The sequence below is a fragment of the Shewanella sp. SW1 genome, assembly GCF_025653545.1.
GTDB lineage: Bacteria > Pseudomonadota > Gammaproteobacteria > Enterobacterales > Shewanellaceae > Shewanella > Shewanella oncorhynchi.
Genome location: NZ_JAKKSG010000009.1, coordinates 13,418 through 37,890, shown reverse-complemented (window position 1 = coordinate 37,890; position 24,473 = coordinate 13,418). Strand labels below are relative to the sequence as shown.

At 46.2% G+C, this 24,473-nt stretch carries 20 protein-coding genes; 14 read left to right on the top strand and 6 right to left on the bottom strand.

Going from position 1 to position 24,473, the window contains the following annotated elements; genetic code table 11:
- The first annotated feature begins 1 nt into the window (after position 1).
- From plsX to L5M71_RS09650, 9 genes are all read left to right on the top strand, one after another.
- Positions 2–1,030 carry a phosphate acyltransferase PlsX gene (gene plsX / locus L5M71_RS09690; RefSeq protein WP_263205564.1) on the top strand — a complete coding sequence of 343 codons (1,029 nt, stop codon included), beginning with the start codon at positions 2–4 and terminating at the stop codon, positions 1,028–1,030.
- Positions 1,031–1,039: 9 nt separating this feature from the next.
- Complete coding sequence (locus L5M71_RS09685; RefSeq protein WP_131523925.1) at positions 1,040–1,999, top strand: beta-ketoacyl-ACP synthase III; 960 nt, start codon at positions 1,040–1,042, stop codon at positions 1,997–1,999.
- A 62-nt stretch (positions 2,000–2,061) separates the two neighbouring features.
- On the top strand, positions 2,062–2,988 hold the full coding sequence (gene fabD, locus L5M71_RS09680; RefSeq protein ID WP_263205561.1) for an ACP S-malonyltransferase: 927 nt from the start codon (positions 2,062–2,064) through the stop codon (positions 2,986–2,988).
- Positions 2,989–2,997: 9 nt separating this feature from the next.
- Positions 2,998–3,744 (top strand): 3-oxoacyl-ACP reductase FabG, encoded by a 747-nt coding sequence (gene fabG / locus L5M71_RS09675; RefSeq protein WP_006081230.1) that lies wholly within the window; start codon positions 2,998–3,000, stop codon positions 3,742–3,744.
- 164 nt (positions 3,745–3,908) lie between these two features.
- Positions 3,909–4,142: an acyl carrier protein gene (gene acpP / locus L5M71_RS09670; protein WP_006081231.1), complete on the top strand. Its 234-nt coding sequence runs from the start codon at positions 3,909–3,911 to the stop codon at positions 4,140–4,142.
- A 236-nt stretch (positions 4,143–4,378) separates the two neighbouring features.
- Positions 4,379–5,617, top strand: a complete 1,239-nt coding sequence (fabF, locus tag L5M71_RS09665) for a beta-ketoacyl-ACP synthase II (RefSeq protein WP_006087466.1) — start codon at positions 4,379–4,381, stop codon at positions 5,615–5,617.
- A gap of 232 nt (positions 5,618–5,849) precedes the next feature.
- Positions 5,850–6,218 (top strand): hypothetical protein, encoded by a 369-nt coding sequence (locus L5M71_RS09660; protein ID WP_168823881.1) that lies wholly within the window; start codon positions 5,850–5,852, stop codon positions 6,216–6,218.
- Positions 6,219–6,335: 117 nt separating this feature from the next.
- Positions 6,336–6,815, top strand: coding sequence for an acyl-CoA thioesterase (locus tag L5M71_RS09655; protein WP_105252855.1), 480 nt, complete (start codon positions 6,336–6,338; stop codon positions 6,813–6,815).
- A 167-nt stretch (positions 6,816–6,982) separates the two neighbouring features.
- Positions 6,983–7,858, top strand: a complete 876-nt coding sequence (locus tag L5M71_RS09650) for an NAD(P)-dependent oxidoreductase (protein ID WP_263205559.1) — start codon at positions 6,983–6,985, stop codon at positions 7,856–7,858.
- A gap of 126 nt (positions 7,859–7,984) precedes the next feature.
- Here the strand turns inward: L5M71_RS09650 and L5M71_RS09645 are convergent, their stop codons facing one another.
- On the bottom strand, positions 7,985–8,833 hold the full coding sequence (locus L5M71_RS09645) for a D-hexose-6-phosphate mutarotase (protein ID WP_263205555.1): 849 nt from the start codon (positions 8,831–8,833) through the stop codon (positions 7,985–7,987).
- A gap of 246 nt (positions 8,834–9,079) precedes the next feature.
- Here L5M71_RS09645 and L5M71_RS09640 point away from each other — a divergent pair, with 246 nt between their 5' ends.
- The 3 genes from L5M71_RS09640 to L5M71_RS09630 all read left to right on the top strand — a co-directional run bounded on the left by L5M71_RS09640 (position 9,080) and on the right by L5M71_RS09630 (position 14,845).
- Positions 9,080–10,870, top strand: coding sequence for an acyl-CoA dehydrogenase C-terminal domain-containing protein (locus L5M71_RS09640; RefSeq protein ID WP_263205707.1), 1,791 nt, complete (start codon positions 9,080–9,082; stop codon positions 10,868–10,870).
- 389 nt (positions 10,871–11,259) lie between these two features.
- Entirely contained in the window at positions 11,260–13,506 is a 2,247-nt protein-coding gene (locus tag L5M71_RS09635) for a TonB-dependent siderophore receptor (protein WP_263205704.1), read from the top strand.
- Between the two features lie 235 nt (positions 13,507–13,741).
- The gene (locus L5M71_RS09630) at positions 13,742–14,845 is read left to right on the top strand and encodes a patatin family protein (protein WP_263205553.1); all 1,104 of its coding nucleotides are present in this window, start codon (positions 13,742–13,744) and stop codon (positions 14,843–14,845) included.
- 170 nt (positions 14,846–15,015) lie between these two features.
- On the opposite strand, the gene asnB is transcribed toward L5M71_RS09630, so the two are convergent.
- The 5 genes from asnB to purM all read right to left on the bottom strand — a co-directional run bounded on the left by asnB (position 15,016) and on the right by purM (position 21,783).
- Complete coding sequence (gene asnB / locus L5M71_RS09625; protein WP_263205550.1) at positions 15,016–16,680, bottom strand: asparagine synthase B; 1,665 nt, start codon at positions 16,678–16,680, stop codon at positions 15,016–15,018.
- Between the two features lie 596 nt (positions 16,681–17,276).
- Positions 17,277–18,953: a M28 family metallopeptidase gene (locus L5M71_RS09620; RefSeq protein WP_263205547.1), complete on the bottom strand. Its 1,677-nt coding sequence runs from the start codon at positions 18,951–18,953 to the stop codon at positions 17,277–17,279.
- A gap of 242 nt (positions 18,954–19,195) precedes the next feature.
- Positions 19,196–19,942, bottom strand: a complete 747-nt coding sequence (locus tag L5M71_RS09615) for an HAD-IIA family hydrolase (protein WP_263205545.1) — start codon at positions 19,940–19,942, stop codon at positions 19,196–19,198.
- 159 nt (positions 19,943–20,101) lie between these two features.
- Positions 20,102–20,746: a phosphoribosylglycinamide formyltransferase gene (gene purN, locus L5M71_RS09610; protein ID WP_263205542.1), complete on the bottom strand. Its 645-nt coding sequence runs from the start codon at positions 20,744–20,746 to the stop codon at positions 20,102–20,104.
- Positions 20,746–21,783: a phosphoribosylformylglycinamidine cyclo-ligase gene (purM, locus tag L5M71_RS09605; protein WP_263205540.1), complete on the bottom strand. Its 1,038-nt coding sequence runs from the start codon at positions 21,781–21,783 to the stop codon at positions 20,746–20,748. Before purM ends, purN begins: the two co-directional genes overlap by 1 nt.
- 330 nt (positions 21,784–22,113) lie before the next feature.
- Between purM and upp the strand changes: the two genes are divergently transcribed.
- Positions 22,114–22,740, top strand: coding sequence for a uracil phosphoribosyltransferase (gene upp / locus L5M71_RS09600; protein ID WP_011789711.1), 627 nt, complete (start codon positions 22,114–22,116; stop codon positions 22,738–22,740).
- Positions 22,741–22,993: 253 nt separating this feature from the next.
- Positions 22,994–24,400, top strand: a complete 1,407-nt coding sequence (locus tag L5M71_RS09595; protein WP_263205538.1) for a GGDEF domain-containing protein — start codon at positions 22,994–22,996, stop codon at positions 24,398–24,400.
- Positions 24,401–24,473 lie beyond the last annotated feature (73 nt).

Here is a 24,473-nt window from a genome sequence, read left to right as displayed (position 1 = left end):
AATGACGAATCTGACGCTTGCGTTAGATGCAATGGGTGGTGATCATGGCCCCCACGTCACGGTGCCTGCAGCCTTGCGGGCACTACAATTACATTCTTTTCTTAAAATCATTTTAGTCGGTGACAAGACTGAAATTGATGTCTATCTACGTCAAGCCGAAGCGAGTTTACTTTCGCGCACAGAAATCATTCATACCGATGAAGTCGTTAGTATGTCCGATAGGCCTGTGCATGCCTTGCGTACACGTAAAAACAGTTCCATGCGATTGGCTATTGAGTTAGTGCGTGACGACCGCGCACAAGCGTGTGTGAGTGCCGGTAACACAGGGGCGCTGATGGCAATGGCGAAAGTATTGCTGAAGACCTTGCCTGGTGTTGATCGACCAGCATTAGTCAGTTGTTTACCTGCGGTGACTCAAAAACCGGTTTATTTGTTGGATTTGGGCGCGAATATTTCCTGTGACTCGGAAACCTTATTTCAATTTGCCGTGATGGGCTCAGTCCTGTGCGAAGCGGTAGATAAGAAATCTCGGCCAAAAGTCGCCTTGCTCAATGTGGGCGTTGAAGAAATTAAAGGTAATGACCAAGTTCAGCAAGCCGCGCAGTTGCTGCAACACACAGAACAAATCAATTACACTGGTTTTATCGAAGGGGATGAAATCTATTCCGGTAATGTGGATGTGATTGTTTGTGATGGGTTTGTGGGTAACATCACGCTCAAGACCTCAGAAGGTATTGCCAAGTTATTAGTACATCAGTTAAAACGGGGACTAACCCAAGGTTTATTCGTTCGTTTTCTGGCTAAACTTATCGCCCCTCGTATCCAGGCGGTCCTTAGTCAGATGAACCCCGACCACTATAACGGTGCAAGTCTGATAGGATTGCGCGGAATAGTTGTAAAAAGCCATGGAAACGCGGATGAAACTGCCTATTTACAAGCAATTAGTTTGGCAGTAACGGAAGCTCAACGTCGACTCCCTGAAATGATAAAAGATCGTTTGGAGTCGATTCTTTTAGATATAAATAACTGATCCCTCCTTATGCATACAAAAATTCTCGGAACTGGTAGTTATCTACCGGTGCAGGTGCGTAGCAATCAAGATTTGGAAAAAATGGTGGAAACCACTGACCAATGGATTGTTGAACGTACAGGTATATCAGAACGTCGCATTGCGGCTTTCGATGAAACCGTTTCAACTATGGGCTACCAAGCGGCATTAAAAGCGCTAGAGATGGCTGGCATAGAAGCATCAGATTTAGACATGATCGTTTGCGGCACCACCAGTGCTCCCAATGCTTTTCCGGCTGCGGCCTGTGAAATTCAAGCCATGCTTGGCGTGCATACCATTCCAGCTTTTGATATCGCCGCGGCGTGTTCAGGCTTTGTTTATGCTTTATCTGTTGCCGATCAATTTGTAAAAACGGGCGCGGCTAAAAAAGTATTAGTGATTGGTGCCGATGTACTGTCTCGCTTATGTGAGCCAGAAGATCGTTCAACGATTATTTTATTTGGTGATGGTGCGGGCGCGGTTGTGATAGGCGCATCCGAAACACCAGGGATCATTTCGACCCACATTTATGCCGACGGTCGCCAAGGTGACTTATTGAAATGCGCTTTCCCACCACGTAAAGGCGAAACTTCTGAAGCGGTCGGTTTTATGACCATGAAAGGCAACGATGTCTTTAAAGTGGCTGTGACTCAATTGTCCCATGTGGTGACTGAGACGCTGCGCATTAACAATATCGATAAGTCAGAAATTGACTGGTTAGTGCCACATCAAGCCAACTTCCGAATTATCAATGCTACCGCTAAAAAGCTCGATATGAGTCTTGAGAAAGTCGTATTGACTTTAGCTAAACACGGTAATACTTCTGCTGCGTCAGTGCCCATTGCATTGGATGAAGCCGTACGTGATGGCCGTATTCAGCGCGGACAACTACTGCTGCTTGAGGCCTTTGGTGCTGGATTTGCGTGGGGCAGTGCGCTCATTCGTTTCTAAGTTCTACATGTGTGTTCCACATGATTTTTCAATAAATTAAGTTAGCCATAGGTAATTTGAATATGGAAAATGTTGCTTTTGTATTTCCGGGCCAAGGTTCACAAGCCCTAGGCATGTTAGCCGAGCTTGCCGAATCTTATGCTGTTGTTGGACAGACCTTTGCTGAGGCGAGTGACGTCTTAGGTTATGATCTGTGGGCATTGGTTCAGCAAGGTCCTGTTGAAAGCTTAAATGAAACCGATAAAACTCAACCAGCCCTATTAGCGGCGAGCGTGGCGATTTGGCGTACCTACGTGGCTTCAGGCAAACCTATGCCAGCTATACTCGCGGGTCACAGTTTAGGCGAGTATTCTGCTTTAGTTTGCGCGGGTGTGATGGATTTTAAAGACGCGATTAAGTTGGTGGAATTACGTGGTCAACTGATGCAGCAAGCGGTACCAGCTGGCACGGGTGCTATGTATGCGATTATCGGTTTGGACAACGAGAGTATCGCTAATGCCTGCGCCGAAGCGGCTCAAGGTGACGTGGTGAGTCCAGTTAACTTTAACAGTCCTGGTCAAGTGGTCATTGCAGGTCAAAAAGACGCAGTTGAGCGCGCTGCAGCAGCTTGTAAAGCAGCGGGCGCTAAAATGGCGGTGGCTCTACCTGTCAGCGTGCCATCACACTGCGCATTAATGAAACCTGCGGCGGATAAACTGGCCGTGGCATTAAACGATGTACAGTTTAATACCCCAACAATTACAGTGATTAATAACGTTGATGTGGCATCACCCACCTCTGCTGATGACATTAAAGATGCGTTAGTGCGTCAGTTATATTGTCCTGTCCGCTGGAGCGAAACGGTTGAGCTAATGGCCCAAAAAGGCATTACCCAACTGGTGGAATGTGGTCCTGGTAAAGTATTGACAGGATTAGCAAAACGAATTAATAAATCACTATCAGCCCAAGCGGTTAATGATGTTGCTTCATTAGCAGCATTAACTGAGTAAGGAGTTTATATGAGTTTCAACCTGAATTTAACAGGCAAAGTGGCTTTGGTGACCGGTGCGAGCCGCGGTATTGGCCGTGCGATCGCTGAGACACTGGTCGAAGCGGGTGCAGTGGTTATTGGAACCGCAACCAGTGAGAAGGGCGCTGCGGCGATCCAAGAATATCTGGGTGACAAAGGTTTTGGTTTAGTGCTTAATGTCACAGATAGTGAATCTGTTACACATTTATTCGCCTCGATCAAAGAAAAAGCGGGTGATGTTGATATTCTAGTCAACAACGCGGGTATAACCCGTGATAATCTGCTGATGCGGATGAAAGATGATGAATGGCAGGATATTATCGACACCAACCTGACATCGTTATTTAGACTGTCAAAACCTGTGATGCGTACCATGATGAAAAAGCGCTTTGGCCGAATCATCAATATCGGTTCAGTGGTAGGCACCATGGGCAATGCAGGTCAAGTTAACTACTCGGCAGCAAAGGCGGGTTTGATTGGATTTACAAAATCTCTTGCAAGAGAGGTTGCATCTCGTCAAATTACAGTTAATGCTATCGCTCCTGGATTTATCCAGACCGATATGACAGATGAGCTGACCGAAGAGCAGCAAAAAGCTATCATGTCACAGGTTCCGATGGAACGATTAGGGCAAGCGCAAGAAATTGCCAATGCAGTGCTCTTTTTGGCCTCGGACTCAGCCGCTTACATCACAGGCGAAACTTTGCATGTGAATGGCGGCATGTACATGGTTTAAGGGCGAATGGCAGGGATTTCTGTCGCAACTGAGTAGTGATCTGTATCAATTGATAGTGAAATTTCGTGGTTAGACCACGAAAACTAAGCTTGCATTGTCAGCCAAATCTAATAAACTACTCGCAATCTTACGCAAGTGCGTAATTTGAATAGGAAAGAAAACTAATGAGCAACATCGAAGAACGTGTAAAGAAAATCATTGTAGAGCAACTGGGCGTTAAAGAAGAAGACGTTAAGCCAGCGGCATCTTTCGTTGACGATCTGGGTGCAGATTCTCTGGACACTGTTGAGTTGGTTATGGCTCTGGAAGAAGAGTTTGATACCGAGATCCCTGATGAAGAAGCTGAAAAGATCACTACTGTTCAAGCAGCGATCGACTACGTTTCTAAGAATCAGTAATTCTGAATTCTTGAAGACAGGCGGCATTTTTGCCGCCTGTTTTTGTTTTACCCCCGTCAAATTCTGCCTCCGTGCCATTCAATCGTCTCTGGATCGTGTTTTAATTGTTATCCACGAGATGCTCGCCGCAGATTGGCGAATTTTTCTAAATAAACGTTATTTAAGAAATTGTCTAATGATAGAAAACCCTGTGTCCTCTATCTGAATTAACAAATTAGCATTTAAAGGTGACTGCCGTGTCTAAACGTCGTGTAGTGGTAACCGGTTTGGGGTTAGTAACTCCAGTGGGCAATACTGTCGATACTACTTGGAAGGCTTTGCTTTCGGGTAAGAGTGGTATTGCACCGATAACCAAATTTGATGCCAGTGAATTTACCACTCGTTTCAGTGGTTCAGTAAAAGATTTCGATGTTGAGCAATACGTAACGAAAAAAGACGCCCGTAAGATGGACCTCTTTATTCAATACGGTATGGCGGCTGGCATCCAAGCTATCCAAGACTCAGGTCTGGACATGAGTAAAGAAAACCCTGGTCGTGTCGGTACTGCTATTGGTGCGGGTATGGGCGGTATGTGGTTGATTGAACAAGGTCACAGCGCATTGATGAATGGTGGCCCGCGTAAGGTTTCTCCTTTTTTCGTACCTAGTACCATTATCAATATGATTTCGGGCCACTTGTCGATCATGTTTGGCATGAAAGGGCCAAATTTCGCCGTGACGACCGCTTGTACTACGGGCGTGCATAATATCGGTTTCGCGGCGCGTACTATTGCCTATGGTGATGCAGACGTGATGGTTGCCGGCGGTGCTGAGGATGTCACTTCTCCTTTAGGCGTGGCAGGTTTTGGTGCAGCGAAAGCATTATCGACACGCAATGACGATCCGACTGCGGCGAGCCGTCCATGGGATAAAGACCGTGATGGTTTTGTGATCGGTGATGGCGCTGGTGTGATGGTGATGGAAGAGTACGAACACGCTAAAGCGCGCGGTGCGACCATTTACGGCGAGTTAGTCGGTTTTGGTATGAGCGGTGATGCTTTCCACATGACATCGCCTCCAAGCGACGGTGCTGGCGCTGCTGCGGCTATGGTCAATGCCATTAATGACGCTAAGTTATCACTGGAGCAAATTGGCTATATCAACGCCCACGGTACGTCGACGCCTGCGGGTGATAAAGCAGAAGCGGCAGCGGTTAAGTCTGTATTTGGCGATCACGCCTATAAAGTACTGGTTAGCTCGACTAAATCGATGACGGGTCACCTCTTAGGTGCTGCAGGTGCAGTTGAAGCGATTTTCACTTTGCTAGCACTGCGTGACCAAGCCGTACCGCCAACCATCAACTTGGATAATCCAGACGAAGGTTGTGACTTAGATTTTGTTGCCCATACAGCCCGTGACGTGAAGATGGATTACGCTCTGTGTAACTCCTTCGGTTTTGGTGGGACTAACGGTTCATTACTGTTCAAGAAAGTGTAAAACACGCATTTATGGTGTAAAACACAGTGAAAAAATGCGCCTGAGGGCGCATTTTTTATGGGTCAAATTCATTGCTCATGTGAGTTGAACTCCGTTATCTTATGGCTTTATTGTGATAGATGTCACTTTCTAACTGTATGATATCCATAGTGTTAACATTTGTTCATCAAGCTTGTTTAATTCTAGTGACCACAGATAATGACAGACATATTCAATCTTAATGGAGTGTGTCATGTTAAATCCCGCGGTGATCCCGCTTGTTCCCCTCATTGGCGCATTAACTGCCAATCTGACCGAATTGATCCGCGGTGAGTTTAAAGTGTGGCATCCAAACATGGACATTGGGATCAAGACTTTTACCTTAGCAATCGCTGCTTACGTGGTGGTTTGGTTTGCCTTATTGGTGACGGCGATTAACGTCGGTGGCGATAGCAATATGTCTTCGGGCCTCGAAGTGCTTGGTTTCTTTATGTTTGGCTTAGGCGTTTACACTTTTGCTAAGGGTACGCGTTTCGTCAGTAGTGAACTTCAACTATGGATTTATCGTTTAGCGTTGCCGAGTTTATTGCTTTGCTGCGTGCTTATTAGCCACTTTGGTTAAATCGAATTTTTTGACGAGGTCAATCGTAATTATTTTTACGCTAATGGGGCTTTCTATCGTAAACTCAGCCTATTGCACGAAACATTGAGCCACAGTGGCTGAATAAGTTGAGGTTATATGGCTGGTATAGATAGACAAAGTACCCTGAGATTTTTGTCAGAGCCTGCGGATGTGAATTTTGGTGGTAAAGTTCACGGCGGTGCTGTGATGAAGTGGATCGATCTCGCGGCCTATGCCTGTGCAGCGGGCTGGAGCGGTAAATATTGTATTACTGCTTATGCGGGCGGTATTCGTTTTGTGCAACCCATTTTGGTGGGCAATATCGTTGAAGTCAGCGCAAAAGTGATTTATACGGGTAAAACTTCTATGCATATCGGTATCGATGTGCGAGCGGGCGATCCTAAAGTTTCTGAGCGTCATCTCACTACCCATTGTATTGTGATCATGGTAGCAGTTGATGAAGATGGCCTACCTACGCCTGTGCCTGAGTGGATACCACAGACGGAACATGATATTCATTTGCGGGATTCTGCACTGCGCTTGATGGAAATGCGTAAAAAGATTGGCGCCGAAATGGAAGCCCATGTGGTGAAATAGCCCCATAAATTAAATCAGCAAAGGCGCTTAAGGCGCCTTTGTTGTTTCTAGCGAAAAGTGCGTTTATCACTCGCTCCGATTTCACTCTGACGTTACCGTTGATGAATGTTAAACTGCGGCCACTATTTTGAATCGATTCACTTGTTTATCTATTTAAGGATCAGCTCATGGCAAAAGTCGCATTTATTGGTTTAGGCGTAATGGGATATCCCATGGCGAGGCATTTACTGAACAAAGGCCATGAGGTCACTGTTTATAATCGCACTTTTGCCAAGGCACAAACTTGGGTCGACACCTATGGTGGTCGCTGCTGTCCAACACCAAAGGAAGCGGCAGAGGGGCAAGATATTGTGTTTACTTGCGTGGGCAATGACAACGACCTGCGTGAAGTGGTATTAGGCTGTGATGGCGTTATTCATGGGATGGAAAAGGGCACTGTGCTGGTTGACCATACTACGGCTTCGGCCGATGTCGCTCGTGAGCTTGCCAAAGTCTTAGCCGAAAAGGGCATTGATTTCCTCGATGCGCCCGTGTCTGGCGGTCAAGCGGGCGCTGAAAATGGCGCCTTGACTGTGATGGTCGGCGGCGATGAAGCTGTGTTTGCCCGTGTTAAACCTGTGATTGAAGCCTTTGCCCGCTGCGCCGAGCGTTTAGGTGAGGTTGGTGCAGGTCAGTTAACTAAGATGGTGAACCAAATTTGTATCGCGGGTGTGGTGCAAGGTTTGGCGGAAGCGCTGCAATTTGCCCGTAAAGCGGGACTCGATGGCGAGAAAGTCATTGAAGTGATCAGCAAAGGCGCGGCGCAAAGCTGGCAGATGGAAAATCGCTACAAGACGATGTGGGGCCAAAGCTATGATTTTGGTTTTGCCGTCGATTGGATGCGTAAAGACTTAGGCATCGCCTTAGAAGAAGCCCGCCGCAATGGTTCACACTTGCCATTGACCGCTTTGGTGGATCAATTCTATTCAGAAGTTCAGGGCATGGGCGGTAACCGTTGGGATACGTCTAGCTTACTGTCGCGCTTAGAGAAATCAGCTAAATAGGCTTATAAAAACTCTGGTTTTGCAGTGATAAAAATGCCCAGTCCCGATTGCGTTGGCAAATAGGACTGGGCATTTTTGTGTGTATCGTTTTTTGACTAGGACATTAAGAGCTAGGATATTTAATCGTTAGTCTTTCCAGCGAATATGGGTCACTAAACTGTGAGTTTCACCTGGGGCAAGCACGACTTTATCTTCTAACACATTGGCCGCTTCTAGGCAGACCATGGTCAGATAATCCTCTGGATTATACCGGCCAAGGCGTTGTGACTTTTCAATCCATGGATTCCATAATACCGCTGATTGACTGTTATCGCGGCTGACTTCAATTATCCCCTGCGGCGTATGCAATAATTGCACTGGGCCGAGTTCGGTATAGACACGATCTGTCTCGCGATCAAAGCGCACTTCATCAGTGGTTTGTGGATAAGGCCCCTCGGCAAATTCGATGTATTTTGAGCCACTAAAACCGCTGGCTTTGAGTTGGTGGATATCCTCAATCGGGAAATAGCTGTGCAGCGCTTGGGTAAGCGTCACGGTTTCATCGTCTAAGTTGGTATTCACAAGACTAATGCTTAGGGTGTCGCCTAGGGTGAATAACACGCTGACCTCAGTGTTATGCGGCCAATAAATTTTATCTTGCTCACTGATCTTTAAGCTAAAACGTAAATCCACTAACTGATTACGCATTTCTACCGATTCCAGCGCCCAAATGCGGGTACGGGCGAAACCGTGTTGGGGAAAGTTCGCTTCACTGCTCATGCCAAACCAAGGCCAGCATACGGGTACTCCGCCACGGATCCCATTACCGGGTTGATAATCGTCAGCCGATGAAACCCACAGCAAAGGTGGTTTGCCTACGGGTTGAAAATAGTCTATTTGCGCGCCCTGCAAAAAAATTCTTGCCTGACATAACGCCGTATTCACTTCGACATAATCGAGCCCATTGGCGTGCTTTTTAGTAGTGACAGAACCCATAGTAACAATATCCTTAACTCTGCTGACATATCAGAAAAACAGGCAGTTAGCTTACAAAGTTTTCCGCGATAACATAAGGCTTTGTTGCGATCAATTTACGGTTTCGCTGTTCGTTTGTGTAAACAAAAGTCTGTGGCGGATACTGAGGTGCTTTCTTTTTCGGCAGATTTAGCTAAAGTGGTCAGAGCACCAAAGTGGTCAGATCACTTAGTTGAGTTGCAGTCTAACAAGAAAAGGGAAGCGATTATGCCAGTTTATCAAGCGCCGCTGCGCGACTATCAATTTATCCTCGATGAAATGTTACATATTTATCAGCAAGATGCACTTAAGGGGTTCGATGAAATCGATCCAGATCTTGTCGATGCGATCCTGCAAGGTATGGCCGACTTTAGTACTGAAGTTATGTTACCGCTCAATAGTGTCGGCGATCTGCAAGGCTGTAAGTTGGTCGATGGTAAGGTGATTACACCGGAAGGATTTGATAACGCCTATCGGCAGTTTGTTGATAATGGCTGGCCGACGCTGACCTGCGATCCTGAATATGGCGGCCAAGGTTTACCCGAAGTGGTGGGGATTTTTGCCACTGAGATACAAACGGCAACTAACATGGCTTTTGCCATGTATCCTGGTTTGACCCATGGCGCCTATGCCGCCATCCATGCCCACGGCAGTGATGCGCTCAAGCAAAAATATTTGAGTAAACTGGTTAGCGGTGAATGGACTGGGACCATGAATTTGACCGAGTCCCACGCCGGTACTGACTTAGCCTTATTACGCACCAAAGCCGTGCCAGTATCCGAAGGTGTTTTTGCTATTACCGGCGAGAAAATTTTTATCTCCTCAGGCGATCACCAACTCACCGACAACATAGTGCACCTCGTATTAGCCCGTTTGCCCGATGCACCTGAAGGCGTGAAGGGCATATCTTTGTTCGCCGTGCCTAAAGTATTAGTGAATAACGATGGTAGTTTAGGCGCGCCGAACACTTTATATGCCAGTGGCCTTGAACATAAGATGGGCATTCACGGTAACTCAACTTGTGTGATGGTATTTGAAGCTGCGCTGGGTGAGCTTGTCGGCGAGCCGCACCAAGGACTGCGAGCTATGTTTACTATGATGAACCAAGCGCGTTTAGGCGTGGGCGTGCAAGGGCTGGGTGTCTCTGAGATTGCCTATCAAAATGCGCTAGCCTATGCCAAAGACAGATTACAGAGCCGCGCCTTAAGTGGCGCCAAAGCCCCAGAAAAAGCCGCCGATCCGATTTTGGTTCACGGCGATGTGCGCCGCATGTTGCTGTCGCAAAAAGCCTTTAATGAAGGCGCAAGAGCCTTAGTTGGACAACAAGCTTTGTGGCTAGATGAAGCTGAGCGTCATACCGATCCCGTCAAAGCCAAAGTTGCCTCCCAATTAGCGGCACTGTTCACGCCAGTGGTGAAAGGTTTTATTACTAACCGTGGTTTTAATGCCTGTGTCGATGCACAGCAAGTGTTTGGCGGGCATGGTTATATTCATGAGTGGGGTATGGAGCAATTTGTGCGTGATAGCCGTATTGCACTGATTTATGAAGGCACTAACGGTATTCAGGCATTGGATTTAGTGGGACGTAAGCTGCTTAGCGACCGCGGCGCGGCGATGCAGCAATGGTCGGCGTTAGTGACAGAGTTTATTAAGTCACATAGCACGAATGCGGCGATTCAACCTTACGTGAGTGGTTTAATGGATTGTGCGGGTGATTTGCAAAAGGCCAGTGGTTATTTAGCGACCCATGCGGCGACCAATCCAGACATTATCGGCGCAGCGTCTATGGCTTATCTGGAGTTGTTCGGCGTGACTGCACTGGCGTGGATGTGGGCCAGAAGTGCCGCGGTGGCATTAGCGGCGCTGGAGCAGGGCACTGAAGAAACCGCATTTTACCAAGCTAAATTGAAAACGGCCGATTTCTACATGGCTTACTGGGCGGTACAAGGTCGCAGTCTGCGTAAGCAAATCGAGCAGGCGAGTGAAATGCTCACACAATTGGATGAAGCAATCTTTTAAGCATTCACCTTATAGGCTGAGTGAAGCCCTTGCTTAAGCACAGCTCAACAATAGCCAAAAACCAGCGCACTGTCGCTGGTTTTTATATCGTTTAAATATTTAACTTTTTGTTTTTATTAGGTTACACACAAATGCTCAGCTTGATGCTGTGCGTCTCTTTCTTATTCCACATTAAAACTTTCATCGAAGGTCTGTGTTATTGACGTTCCTTTGTTTGAGTCATAACCAAACATAACAAGGATTATGTGGGTTGATGTCGATGATTTATTAAACGCGTTTCACAATTGTGTAAATTCAAATGATAATTATTGTCATTCGTAAATCATTCTTTATAATGACGGCCAATTCGTTTGAATACATTTGTAAACCCTTTGGTTTATGCCATTTTTATGCGCTCGCGCTGGGGACATTCTGTGAAGACTCGTTTCGCCTACTCATTAATTGCACTTGCACTCGCTCAACATCAGTCGACATTCGCCGCTGAAACTGTACTCGATAAAGAGGCTCCACAGCAGACCTTGTCTACGAGTTCATCTGTTGCAAGTCCTGCACCGACTCAAGCCACGACCGATGAGGAGATAAAACTCGCAGCACCTGAGCGTATTGCCGTCCATGGCCGCGCGATGCAAATGTACGTCGATAAAGAAACCACGATTGGCACTAAGACGGCGATTAATGTGATGGAATTGCCGCAGTCGGTGCAAGTGCTGACCGAGCAGTTAATCGTTGACCAAGCGGCACGCAATATTACCGATTTATACCGCTCAATCGCGGGTATGAGTGAGTTTAGTTATTCCGGCGTGACCTTTCGCGGTTTCCGCGACGATGCCAACGTTTTTTATGATGGGGTAAGGGGCGATCCCTATTCGGGATTTTCTGTGCCACAACTCTTTAATGTGCAGCGGGTTGAAGTGTTAAAAGGCCCTGCATCGGCACTCTATGGCGGCGGTGAACCTGGCGGCATGATTAACTATGTCACTAAAAAACCGACGTTTGTCGAGAGCAAAGAGCTGACCTTAAGCACGGGCAGCGAGGACATGATGGGGGGCTCGCTGGATTTCACTGGCGGCTTAACCCAAAATCTTGCCTATCGTTTTGGCGCCTATTATCAGCAGGAAGATAGCTTTCGCAATAATGCAGATAGCCAAAATGCCGAAGTGGCGGGTGGGTTACTCTACGAAATCAGTGATGATACTAAGCTCACCACCACTTTCGATATTATTAAGCAGGATTTAGGCGGCAATCGATTGCGCGGCGTGCCTGTCGATAATGACGGTAACTTCCTCGTTGCGCCATCCTATAATGCCAATGAGAAGAGTGACTTCCAGAAGATGGATGCGCTGGTGCTGCAATCGATTCTCGATCATCAATTTACCGATAATTTCTCGGTCAAGACGCAGATCCGCTATCTGAATAATGATTCCACGCAGCAATATCATGAATCGAGAGGTTGGGTCGATGTAAATGGTGATGGTAAAGCCAATAGTGCAGATGGCACCATTAAGCGTGAATACCGAGTGCAAGCACGGGCAAATGATGAAATCAGTTTAACCAATGATTTTGTTTATGCATTCGATGCCTTAGGTTTTGAACATGAGTTCCTGTTCGGTGGCGATTATCACTATGTGGAAACCGAGTACCATTACAAGCTCGCGACCAGCAAGGAAGGCGTGGGTAACCTAAATATTTTTGACCTTAACTATGGTGAGACGGATCCTAGTACCTATCAATTAAAAGACATGGATACCGACGGTACCCGTGCTAACCGTTTTGGCCTTTATGTGCAGGAACACTTGCACTTTAATGAACAGTGGTCATTGATTGCCGGTCTGCGTTTCAGCCAGTTTGACGATTATGATAAAAAGACCGGTTTCTCCTTCAGCGATAACGCGATAACGCCAAGGGCAGGGCTTAATTATCGCCCAATCGATTCAATGTCCTTTTATTTGAATTACTCAGAGAGCTTCAATCCAGCATCTTTAACCGATCAAGCACAAGATATTGCTGACGGTTTCCTCGATCCAGAAACGGGTAATCAAATTGAACTTGGGATGAAAAATGAGTGGCTTGATGGCCAGTTTATGACCACGCTCGCCGTATATCGCATTGAAAAACAAAATGTCGCTCAAGCTAACCCTTTAAATACTGGCGATGACGATGGCATTCCCGCTTTACTTAATTTGGGTGAAGTACACAGTCAAGGCCTTGAATGGACGCTGGTGGGGGATTTAACCGATAACCTGACCGTCACAGCAAACTATGCCTATAACGAGACTGAAGTGGTTAAAGGGGTGACGAACGGCAGTTTAACCAACACCTTCGACAGTAAGCACTTTGCCAATGCGCCCCGTCATCAAGCGGGGATATGGACCCGTTACGATATCAATGCACTCGATTCGGCGATTGCCTTTGGTATGGATTATGTGGGCGAGCAGTTCAGCCTCGATGGTCAAATAGTGAAGCCCCATACGATTTTTGACATGAGCTGGACGACTCAGTGGGATCAAACTCAAGTTCGTTTAAATCTTAAAAATATCTTCGACAAAGAATATGCCGTCAGTGGGTTTAGCGAACGTAATGGCCATTTCCCCGGTGAGCCGCGCAATATCACCCTTGAACTGAGTCATAAGTTTTAATGCCTTGATGTGAAAATAGCTTGTTCGTTAAGGATGACGAACAAGCTAACCTGCCTAACCTTGCTTATCACTGCCGTTATTTCTGCCAGTATTTGCTGTCGTTATCATCACCGGCTAATGCTTGTACACTATCTTAATAGTATTTTCCTATTAAGATGATGGTTTCTATCCGTTATCTTTTCTCATTCAGCTTGTTTAGACTCACCTTATATGAATTATTCGATAAGGTTTTCCTATGCACGCCGTCAGCCATTTAGCCTCCCAAGACGCTCAATCTAATGCTAGCCCACAGGTGGCCTTGATTGCAGAAGGAGGTGGTCAGCGCGGTATTTTCACAGCTGGCGTACTCGATGCTTGGCTTGATGACGGCTTCGATCCCTTTGATTTATTTATTGGTACTTCTGCTGGCTCACAGAATCTCAGCAGTTTTTTGGCCCGTCAGAAAGGTTATGCCAAACGTTTGATCCGCGGTTTATCGCGCCATAAACGCTTCTATCGACTCGGTCGCGGGTTAGTTGGTGGCAATGTGGTCGATTTAGATTGGTATTTTGAGCAGACTCGACAAGGGATGTTCAAATTAGATCTTAATGCGGCGACAGCCTCACTCGGTCATCGGCAGTTACTTATCACAACTACGAATGCCAGTGATCGCAAGGGTTATTTTTTAAGTCCAAGCAGTAAAAGCCAGTGGCGCGAATTGCTAAAAGCTTCTAGCGCATTACCATTTTTGTATAAACAAGGAGTGAAACTCACGCTTTGGCTAAATGACAAGGCTTGTAATAGTGACAAGGCCTGTAATAACGGCGCCTCTGATCACAGCGCAGCATTAAGCGAAGGTATTGACAGTGATTTTTATCTCGACGGCGGTTTAGCAGCGCCTTTACCTGTGCGTGAGGCCTATCGTCGTGGTGCCCGCAAAATTGTGGTGATCCGTACTGTGAGCGAGGATTTTCAGGCGCAATCGGCTTGGGTTCACAAATTAAAATCTTGGATTTGTGTTTCTGGCTTTTGTCCGAAAACCATAGATTACTTAGTGCAGCACGAACAAGCCTATCAGGATGAATTGGACTTTATCGCTAATCCACCAGAGGATGTGGAGATAGTGCAGATTTTTGCTGCTGAAAATTTGCAAAGTAAATTGCTGGGCAGTACCGATGCGGATTTACGCCATGATTATCATGCGGGGCTGAGTGCTGGAAAGCAGTTTTTAAGCTTAGATCCGATGGCGTTGACGCAGAGTAATGCTTATTTTCAAACTCAAGTGCAAACCAACGCTCACACTCAAACTCACATTCAAGCTCACTCTCAAATCAAGCCATTCAGTGCGCTGTCGGCCTAGTTTGGTATTTTAGCTAAGTCATCATTGTGTACGCGAGAAAGCAATAAAAGTAAAAAGCATCAAAATACAAGCGCCACCCTAGGGTAGCGCTTGTGGTTGGCTGTATTAACCGGTTCATCAATCTAGCTCATTAACCTAATTTATGAACTTAGTCCTTCAACGTTAGGCTATTAATAACTTGAGGTGTGTACAGAGCGTACTGCTCGGCCCGATGGGTCGATAATACCGCGTAAGCTTTCGTCCCAAGCCAGTGCTTCTGGCGTTGAACAGGCAACGGATTTACCGCCTGGAACCGTTTCTGCAGCGCCGCTCAGTGGATAATGTTCCTCAAAGAAGCAGCGATAGAAATAGGCTTCTTTGGTTTCTGGCGTGTTGTATGGGAAACGGAATTTCGCGTTCGCCAATTGTAAATCATCCACCCGCGCCGCAGCTTGTTCTTTCAAACCGTCAATCCATGAGTAGCCCACGCCGTCACTGAATTGTTCCTTCTGACGCCACGCCACTTCTTTTGGCAATTTGTGCTCAAAGGCTTTACGCAGAATGTGTTTCTCAATACGGCCATCCTTAGACATTTTCGCTTCAGGGTTGATGCGCATCGCCACATCCATAAACTCTTTATCAAGGAAAGGCACACGGGCTTCTAATCCCCAAGCGGCCATGGCTTTGTTGGCACGCAGACAATCGAACAGATGCAGCTTATCGAGTTTGCGGACTAATTCCTCGTGGAATGCCTGTGCGTTTGGCGCTTTATGGAAGTATAAATAGCCGCCAAATAGCTCGTCAGCACCTTCACCCGATAACACCATCTTAATGCCCATGGCTTTGATTTTACGCGCCATTAAATACATTGGCGTGGCAGCACGTATGGTGGTGACATCGTAGGTTTCTAAGTGATAGATCACTTCTTTAATCGCATCTAAGCCTTCTTGGAAGGTGAAATGGATCTCATGGTGAATCGTACCAATCGCTTCGGCTACCTTTTTGGCGGCGATTAAATCCGGCGCACCTTCAAGGCCGACGGCAAAGGAATGTAACTGTGGCCACCAAGCGTTGGTTTCGCCATCGTCTTCAATCCGGCGTTTAGCAAAGGTTTGCGTCACGGCGGAAATGATCGATGAATCTAAGCCGCCCGACAGCAACACACCATAGGGCACGTCTGACATTAATTGGCGCTTGACCGCCGCTTCTAATGCGTCACGCAATTCTTCTTGGCTGGCTGGGTTATCTTTAACCGCCTCATAGCTTTGCCAATCGCGGGTGTAGTATTTAACCGCGGCTGCATCGCTTGAGTACAAATATTGGCCCGGTAAGAATTCCTCTACCGTTTTACACACTGGCATCAAGGCTTTCATTTCGGAGGCAACATAGAAGTTACCCGCAGCGTCACGGCCTGTGTATAGCGGGATGATACCCATGTGATCGCGGCCGATAAGATATCTGTCTTGGGCTTTGTCATATAACACAAAGGCGAAGATACCGTTTAATTTATCAAGAAATTCAGTGCCATATTCTTGATACAGCGCCAAGATCACTTCGCAGTCAGAGTTGGTTTGATAGCTGTACTTATCGCCTAACTGGGCTTTCAGTTCTTTGTGGTTATAGATTTCGCCGTTGACCGCAAGGATCAAACTGCCATCTTCGGTTAGCAGTGGCTGAGCACCGTGTTCAATGTCAACAATCGCTAAACGTTCATGGGCAAGAATCGCCTTATCACTGGCATAAATACCTGACCAGTCAGGGCCACGGTGGCGCATGAGCTTAGACATTTCTAGCGCGACTTGGCGCAGTTCTTTGGCATCAGATTGGATATCTAAAATCGAAAAGATTGAACACATAGTACAACTCCCACACTGTCTGTCATTTGAGGATGTCTCAATTGAGGTTTAATGTGCCAGCAATTTAGGTATTTGCCAAACACTATTTTTGATGTTTTATCTGTTTATCGATGTTTTTGTTGATTTAGATGTTTGTGTTTAATGCTTTTATTTGAGAATAATTCATTAAATTGGTGTTATTTTTGATTATTTGTTTTTATTGTCTGATTTGGCGTGAGGAGTTTTGGGGAATTCACAATGTGTTTTGAAAAAGTGTCGATGACAGAAAAACCGCTAAAAAATACCATAAATAATGAGTTGGCTCGTTTAAGTGTTTTATTTTTAATCAATTAATGCGTCGAGTTTGACATCAACCAATGGCATAAGCCTATGCAGAATGGTGTCGCAGGATGTATATTTCGCGATAACGGTATTGTTTGTGAGCTGAAAACAAAAAAGCACGTGAATGGTTCACGTGCTTTTCAATCTTGTTTGGTGCTTTGGTTGGCGGAGGAGGCGTTTTATTCAGCCGCTTTATTTCGCAGGTGCGTCTAGCGGGCGTTAATAAGAGGCTACTCACTAAGCCGTCTCTCACAAGCTGTCACTGATACAAGCTGTTATTTTGCATCTGTCACAAGCGTCGTTTTAGCTGGGCGCAGGCTATTGAACTCTGTGCCTTGATAGTATCCCGGCCAATCTTTGCTGTTGCCCAATGTGCGCGTGACTTGGTAGTAGATTTGCAAATCTTGCAGCGCGCCGCTCAAATCCCAGTCTTCATGGTATTCATCGCAGACATTGTGATAACAGCCTTTCATTGTGGCTTGCATCTGGGTTTTATAAGCCGCCGTGGTCTCATCAACGGGGTCGCTACCGCCGCCGGCAAAGACCGCTGGGACGCCCAGTTTGGCAAAGCTGAAATGATCTGAACGGAAGAAACCGCCCGAAGCGGGATTTTTCTCACCCATGGCGATGCGGTTCTGTTGTTTCGCCGCATCAATAAGGTAAGTTTCTAACTCAGATTTCCCTTTGCCGACAATCGTAAAATCCTTGGTTTTGCCGTAGATATTGGTGCTGTCGAGGTTTAGCACTGCCACGGTTTTGTCGATAGGATAAAGTGGATTGGCAGCGTAATAGCGCGAACCGAGTAAGCCCTGTTCTTCACCTGTGGTGGCAATAAAGGTGACCGAGCGCGCTAAACCGTGGCCTTGATTCGCATTGTCGGTTAATTGTCTGGCGACCTCGAGAATGCCGGCAGTGCCCGAGGCGTTGTCCATGGCGCCGTTGTAAATCTGATCGCCTGCTTTCGTCTCGTCTTTACCTATGTGATCCCAATGGGCGGTGTAGAGGATCTGCTCGTCGGCTTGTGTGCTGCCGGGGAGCGTGGCGACTACGTTGTAGCTATTCGCGTATTCGGCTTTATTTTTAAAGGCGATACTGGCCGTTTGCTCAAGGGGGACATTGATTGGGCTGTCGGCGGCGCGCGCCATCAAGCTCGGCAGTGATAAACCCGCTTTATCAAACAGCTGGGTTGCTGCGTCCAATGTAAGCCAGCCTTCGACTTGGATGCGGCTATCTTGTTCGGCTTTACTCAGCACTAGATCTTGCTGTGGTCCAGTCCAGCTATTTTCTACCACAGACCAAGGATAAGAGGCGGGCTCAGTATCATGGATGATCAGTGCACCAAGGGCGCCTTGACGGCTGGCCTCTTCAAACTTATAGCTCCAGCGGCCGTAATAGGTCATGGCTTTGCCATTGAACTTACCCGAGTCAGGGCGGGCAAAGCCGGGGTCGTTGACTAAGATCACCGCAATTTTGCCTTTCATGTCGAGATCTTGGTAATCATTCCAACCATATTCTGGTGCGTTCACTCCATAGCCAACAAAGACTAATGGCGCGTTCTCAATGTTAATGCCACCGTTATCGTGACGACTGCTGAGCACCAGATCTTTTCGGTATTTAAAGGGTAATCCTGCCAGCGTGACTTGCTGCGCTTCATCTGCGGTATAGCTGACCATAGGCACAGGTTGTAAAAAGCTGCCTTGGTATGCGCCCTTGAGTCCCATCTCTGTAAAGGCTTTGGTCAAATAATCCAAGGTGAGTTTTTCACCGTGAGTGGTGGGCGCACGACCTTCAAATTCATCGGATGACAGGGCTTTAATATCATTTCTAAAGCGCGCTTCATTAAACTGCACTGGTTTGAGTTCAGCCAAAGTGCTGTTGCCATCAGGCTGTGATGCATTCGGACTACAGGCACTGAGCATGGCCAACGCACAGAGGGGATACAGACGTCGCATAGGTTAATCCTACTGTTGTTTTAATTAAGGTATTTTAGATTTCTGTTAATCAATCAGAAGCGAGACTTATCATGAAGCAAGCCGCTGTGAGCCACAAGGCTGAGAAGAAGGCGAATATGTTACTTAATGTTGCTTTACCCTATGCAATACGCCTTTGGGCGAGGCGTGTTGCATAGGTAATGTTTAAGCGACTGGCAAGGATGACTGGCTACGCAGGGTTAGACAAAGGTTTAGATAATTGTTTAAACAACGTCTATATCGCCAGCGCAGGCAAACACATGGTTCGGGCGGAAGGGTTCTTTGTCGATATCTTCAAGTTTACTCACGCCGCTAGTGACCAGAATGGTTTCAAGCCCTGCTTGGAAGCCCGCCAAAATATCGGTACGCATATTGTCGCCTATGATGACAGTGTCTTCCGAGTGCCCATCGATATGATTAAGTGCAGAGCGAATAATCCAAGCGCTCGGTTTGCCCACGTAGAAAGGTTTCTTACCGGTAATACGTTCGATGGGTGAGCAGAGTGCGCCACAAGCAGGGCTGTAGGCTGGACCGTGGGTATCGGGGTTAGTGGCAATAAAGCGCGCGCCGCGTGCGATGAAGCCTGCCGCTTTATGGATCATCTCCCAGTTGTAGGAGCGGGTTTCACCGATAATCACAAAATCGGGGTTAATATCGGTAATGGTAAAGCCTGCTTTGTAGAGTTCGTGGGTGAGGGCGCCTTCGCCAATGACATAGGCCTTGCTGCCTTCTTGGTGTTTTAAAAAGTCGGCGGTGGCCATGGCGGAGGTGTAAAAGCATTCTTCAGGAATATCAATGCCGGCGGCACTTAAACGGTTTTGCAGATCCTTACCCGTTTGTACGGGATAGTTAGTCAATATCACTAACGGATTGCCTTGCTCTAAAATGCGCTGGATAAATTTGTCGCTGCCGGGGATCAGTTTATTGTCGTGCAGTAATACACCATCGATATCGCAGATAATATTTTTCATCTAATAGTCTCTTGTCATGCCGATCAAAAATCACTTTTTCGTTAAGTTATCTAATGCCACATTGCCTCAGAAAACAATGCTTTTGTTGAAAATAGTTAAAAAAATAGAGACCCGAAGGTCTCTATTTTTTTGATTGGTACAACTTACGGTCAAGTGGAACTAATCGGGCGCGTAACCGCTTGGGCCGATAAGGTTGCCATCGAGATAGGCTTGGCCATTTTGCATGTTAAGACGTTGCTGACTAAACCATTTCACCACGAGCGGATAAATGGCATGTTCTTGCTCATGCACGCGGGCGGCGAGCATATCAGCGGTATCGTCTTCATAAACAGGCACTTTGGCCTGTAAAATCACCGGGCCTGCATCCAGCTCTGGCGTGACAAAATGCACGCTGGCACCATGTTCGCTGTCGTTAGCGTCAATGGCACGTTGATGGGTGTTTAAGCCAGTGTATTTCGGTAACAGTGAAGGATGGATATTGATCATGCGACCTAGGTAATGATTCACGAAATCATCGGTTAAGATCCGCATAAATCCTGCCAACACGATTAAATCGGGTTGGTACTGTTCAATCACTGTCATTAAACGCGCATCGTATTCAGAGCGAGATTCACCTTGGTGAGCTATCACGCAGCTGGTATCAATTTCGCCATGATGGGCGCGCACTAGGCCATAGGCATCGGGTTTATTACTGATGACTCCGACAACTTCGGCCTGCAGATTATCGTCGCAACCGTCGATAATCGCTTGCAGGTTACTGCCATTTCCGGAAATTAATACAACTACACGACAGCTCTGGGGCATTACAGGATCTCCACTTGCTCTTCATTGCCTTCACGATGTGCGATAGCACCGATAAGCCATGCTTGTTCGCCTTCTGCAGCCAGTAATGCAAGTGCTGCATCCACTTTCTCGGCTGGCAGCGCGACTAACATGCCGACGCCACAGTTGAAGGTGCGATACATTTCATATTCTGCAATGTTGCCATTTTCCATTAACCAACTGAAAACAGCAGGCCATTGCCATGAATCGCCTTGGATAACCGATTTTAAATTATCTGGCAGTACGCGTGGGATGTTTTCCCAGAAGCCGCCGCCAGTAATGTGTGCCATTGCATGTACGTCTGATGCTGCGATCAGTTTCAGCAATGATTTCACGTAAATTTTAGTTGGCTCAAGTAGATGTTCAATTAGCGGTTTGCCATTGAGATCTTGTTGAGGGTCTGCTTGGCTCACTTCTAATACTTTACGTACTAAAGAGTAACCATTTGAATGAGGGCCGCTTGAGGCTAATGCAATAAGCGCATCACCCGCTGCCACTTTGCTACCGTCAATAATGTCGGCTTTTTCAACTACACCCACGCAGAAACCCGCTAGGTCGTAATCTTCACCTTCATACATGCCTGGCATTTCAGCGGTTTCACCGCCAATTAACGCACAACCAGATTGGAAACAACCTTCGCCGATGCCGTTGACAACGGACGTTGCCGTTTCAACATCGAGCTTGCCTGTTGCGTAGTAATCGAGGAAAAACAGTGGCTCAGCGCCTTGAACGATCAGATCGTTCACACACATGGCGACTAAGTCTATGCCGACAGTGTCATGTTTTTTATAGTCGATAGCTAAACGTAATTTAGTCCCAACACCATCGGTGCCAGACACTAAAACCGGTTGTTTGTATTTAGTGGGGATTTCACACAAGGCGCCAAAACCACCTAAGTTGCCCATAACTTCTGGACGACGGGTACGTTTAACGGCTGCTTTAATGTTACTTACCAGTGCATTACCTGCATCAATATCAACGCCGGCATCTTTATAGCTCAGTGGGGTAGGTGTGCTCACGGAGGGATCCTCTCGGGTACATCGTTATTGGATTTTATGCGGCGGTATTCTACCAGCTTGTGCTAGGGGTCGAAAGTCATGATTTGGATTTATGCCCCTCGGCGGAGTTTTTTTGGTCTGAATGCGAGATATTCTATTTTTAGAGGTCTTGAGTTTGGTCACAAAATAGTAAATCACAGTAGGTATCTTAGACGATTGGGGATTATTCTTGGGAGATAGCTCACGATTAGACCGAATGGCAAAACTTTCTGTTTTACCTAGTAAACAAATCAACTAGAATCTGAAAAATTTGCCTAAAATAATACGCCGAAAAATAAGCAGGAGAGAAAAATGAAAGTTGTCGAGGTTAAACATCCTTTAGTGCGTCACAAAATCGGTTTAATGCGCGAAGGTGACATTAGCACTAAACGTTTCCGTGAACTAGCCGCCGAAGTGGGTAGTTTATTAACCTATGAAGCTACCGCAGATTTCGAAACTGAAACGGTGACGATTGAAGGCTGGAATGGTCCGGTTGAAGTCGATCAAATCAAAGGTAAGAAAGTCACTGTTGTGCCAATTTTACGTGCGGGTTTGGGCATGATGGACGGCGTACTCGAGCACATTCCAAGTGCGCGTATCTCAGTTGTCGGTATTTACCGTGATGAAGAGACCCTTGAGCCAGTGCCTTATTTTGAGAAGCTGGCCAGCGACATGAACGAGCGTATCGCCTTAGTTGTCGACCCAATGCTCGCGACTGGTGGTTCTATGATTGCGACCGTTGATTTATTGAAAAAGCGCGGTTGTACTTCAATTAAGGCCTTAGTGCTAGTGGCTGCGCCTGAAGGCATTAAAGCCTTAGAAGCGGCGCATCCGGATATTGAATTATATACTGCCGCTATCGATAGATGCTTAAACGAGAAAGGTTATATCCTGCCAGGTCTGGGTGATGCGGGCGATAAAATCTTTGGTACTAAATAGCCAAAGTTGCTAAATAATCTGAGTTGCTGATGCTCAATTGAGCGGATGTGGTCAGTAAGGGAGCCTAGGCTCCCTTTTTGTTTTTGTTCAATACAGAAATAACAACTTTATCTTAAGCTGCTAAAGTTTAGAATAAGCTAAATAATAATTATCTATTGAAGTTGTTTTTATTGGCTTATTTTGCAATGTTATTGATCGCAGTTTACGTTTTGTGCAAGGTACATTGTCGGTAGAACAGGGATTAAGAGGAATTATGGGAAATTCGGCTCTCAACTGGTTATTATTGCGTCGATCATTTGAATTTGCGACCCTCTTGTTTGTCGTACTCCTACTTATTCTATTACCGATTAAAATCGATAGAGAGCATAAATCCTTTGTGTCTTTTGTAAAAAATGAGCAACTTACACCGAGTTATATTGAACTGCTCGGTAAAAGCTTATCTCTGCACGATATTATTGATTTCAATAAATCCTCTTTAGCGCTTTTTCAACTTGACCCTTCCAGATTAATGCTGCCGCAAGGGGGAGTGCTTTCCGCAGAAGAAGAACAAGTCTTACGCTACTTTGATTATCTCTATTCCAGTAAAAAGACCAATGCCGAAGATATATTCCTGTATGTGGGACTTTATCGCAGTGATGCCATGTATTTTGCCACCCCAATTCCTGAGGACGTAAAAGCGCGGCTGATTAAAGACCGTACTTCAACGAATGAGTTTTGTCAGAGTCTGCACTATTGCGCGAAAGACGCGACCCCAGAGTCCTTAGCCGATGGAATCGTATTATCCATTCCTTATCAAGATGAAGTCAGTGGGAAAGTCATTTTATCGATGGCATCACCGATTTCATCATCTAATGATCCTAATCATTTCATCGGTGATGTTATTGCCGACACGGCCCTAATGACGTCGGTTTTTATGCGTAATAAACATGTTGAATTGCAGAAAACGGATTATGGTACTGAGTTGGTGATCACGACAGATAGCCTTTGGGCTGAACTGACGCCGGAGTTCTTGTTTTATTCGATGACAAATCATTTAGATAACATGACTTCACTGACATATAAAATCAGTATATTTCGTTTCATTGTGTGGAATTTACCCCTGTGGTTTTTGTTATCTATCGTGATCTTCTTTGTTCAAATAAATATCAATCGTTTTAGGAAACTTCATACTGAGCGCCAACGGTTTAGTGAAGCGATGTTATTGGATGCTTTTACTCGAACCTATAATAAGAAAGTCTATGAGACCACACTGTTTGATGTCGCGACTAAGGGGCATTATGCGGTGATCTGCGTGGACGGCGACAAAATCAAAACCATTAATGATACCTATGGGCATAAACTCGGGGATATGGCGATCATGCAAATTGTTGATGCGATGCGCAGTGTATTTCGAGAAAATGATTTGTTAATCAGAACCGGCGGTGATGAGTTTGTCGTCATCTTGGCTAATTGTACTTTTGAACGGGCCTTATTGTTGGCTGAACATTTACGTCAGGCGGTCGCAGAGCGGCAGTTTTTAAATGTGCTGACAGTCTCCTGCGGTGTGGCTGATTCGCAAGATTATGCTTCCTTTGAGGCAGTGCTACAAGCGGCGGATAAAGCGTTATATGAGGATAAAAAGAATAAGCAAGGAAGTCGCAAACTTGACCCGACATCTTAATTATTACGTTCATTATTACGTTCATTATTACGTGAGTTATCGAGTGAATCACTGAGTTAACCAGCTGCCCGCA

Coding starts and splice junctions, on each gene's coding strand:
- L5M71_RS09655 (WP_105252855.1), top strand. CDS start 6,336: ATGGCTGGTATAGATAGACAAAGTACCCTGAGATTTTTGTCAGAGCCT.
- L5M71_RS09650 (WP_263205559.1), top strand. CDS start 6,983: ATGGCAAAAGTCGCATTTATTGGTTTAGGCGTAATGGGATATCCCATG.
- L5M71_RS09660 (WP_168823881.1), top strand. CDS start 5,850: ATGTTAAATCCCGCGGTGATCCCGCTTGTTCCCCTCATTGGCGCATTA.
- L5M71_RS09615 (WP_263205545.1), bottom strand. CDS start 19,942: ATGAAAAATATTATCTGCGATATCGATGGTGTATTACTGCACGACAAT.
- purN (WP_263205542.1), bottom strand. CDS start 20,746: ATGCCCCAGAGCTGTCGTGTAGTTGTATTAATTTCCGGAAATGGCAGT.
- L5M71_RS09620 (WP_263205547.1), bottom strand. CDS start 18,953: ATGCGACGTCTGTATCCCCTCTGTGCGTTGGCCATGCTCAGTGCCTGT.
- asnB (WP_263205550.1), bottom strand. CDS start 16,680: ATGTGTTCAATCTTTTCGATTTTAGATATCCAATCTGATGCCAAAGAA.
- fabD (WP_263205561.1), top strand. CDS start 2,062: ATGGAAAATGTTGCTTTTGTATTTCCGGGCCAAGGTTCACAAGCCCTA.
- L5M71_RS09635 (WP_263205704.1), top strand. CDS start 11,260: ATGCGCTCGCGCTGGGGACATTCTGTGAAGACTCGTTTCGCCTACTCA.
- acpP (WP_006081231.1), top strand. CDS start 3,909: ATGAGCAACATCGAAGAACGTGTAAAGAAAATCATTGTAGAGCAACTG.
- fabG (WP_006081230.1), top strand. CDS start 2,998: ATGAGTTTCAACCTGAATTTAACAGGCAAAGTGGCTTTGGTGACCGGT.
- plsX (WP_263205564.1), top strand. CDS start 2: ATGACGAATCTGACGCTTGCGTTAGATGCAATGGGTGGTGATCATGGC.
- L5M71_RS09630 (WP_263205553.1), top strand. CDS start 13,742: ATGCACGCCGTCAGCCATTTAGCCTCCCAAGACGCTCAATCTAATGCT.
- L5M71_RS09685 (WP_131523925.1), top strand. CDS start 1,040: ATGCATACAAAAATTCTCGGAACTGGTAGTTATCTACCGGTGCAGGTG.
- L5M71_RS09595 (WP_263205538.1), top strand. CDS start 22,994: ATGGGAAATTCGGCTCTCAACTGGTTATTATTGCGTCGATCATTTGAA.
- L5M71_RS09640 (WP_263205707.1), top strand. CDS start 9,080: ATGCCAGTTTATCAAGCGCCGCTGCGCGACTATCAATTTATCCTCGAT.
- upp (WP_011789711.1), top strand. CDS start 22,114: ATGAAAGTTGTCGAGGTTAAACATCCTTTAGTGCGTCACAAAATCGGT.
- L5M71_RS09645 (WP_263205555.1), bottom strand. CDS start 8,833: ATGGGTTCTGTCACTACTAAAAAGCACGCCAATGGGCTCGATTATGTC.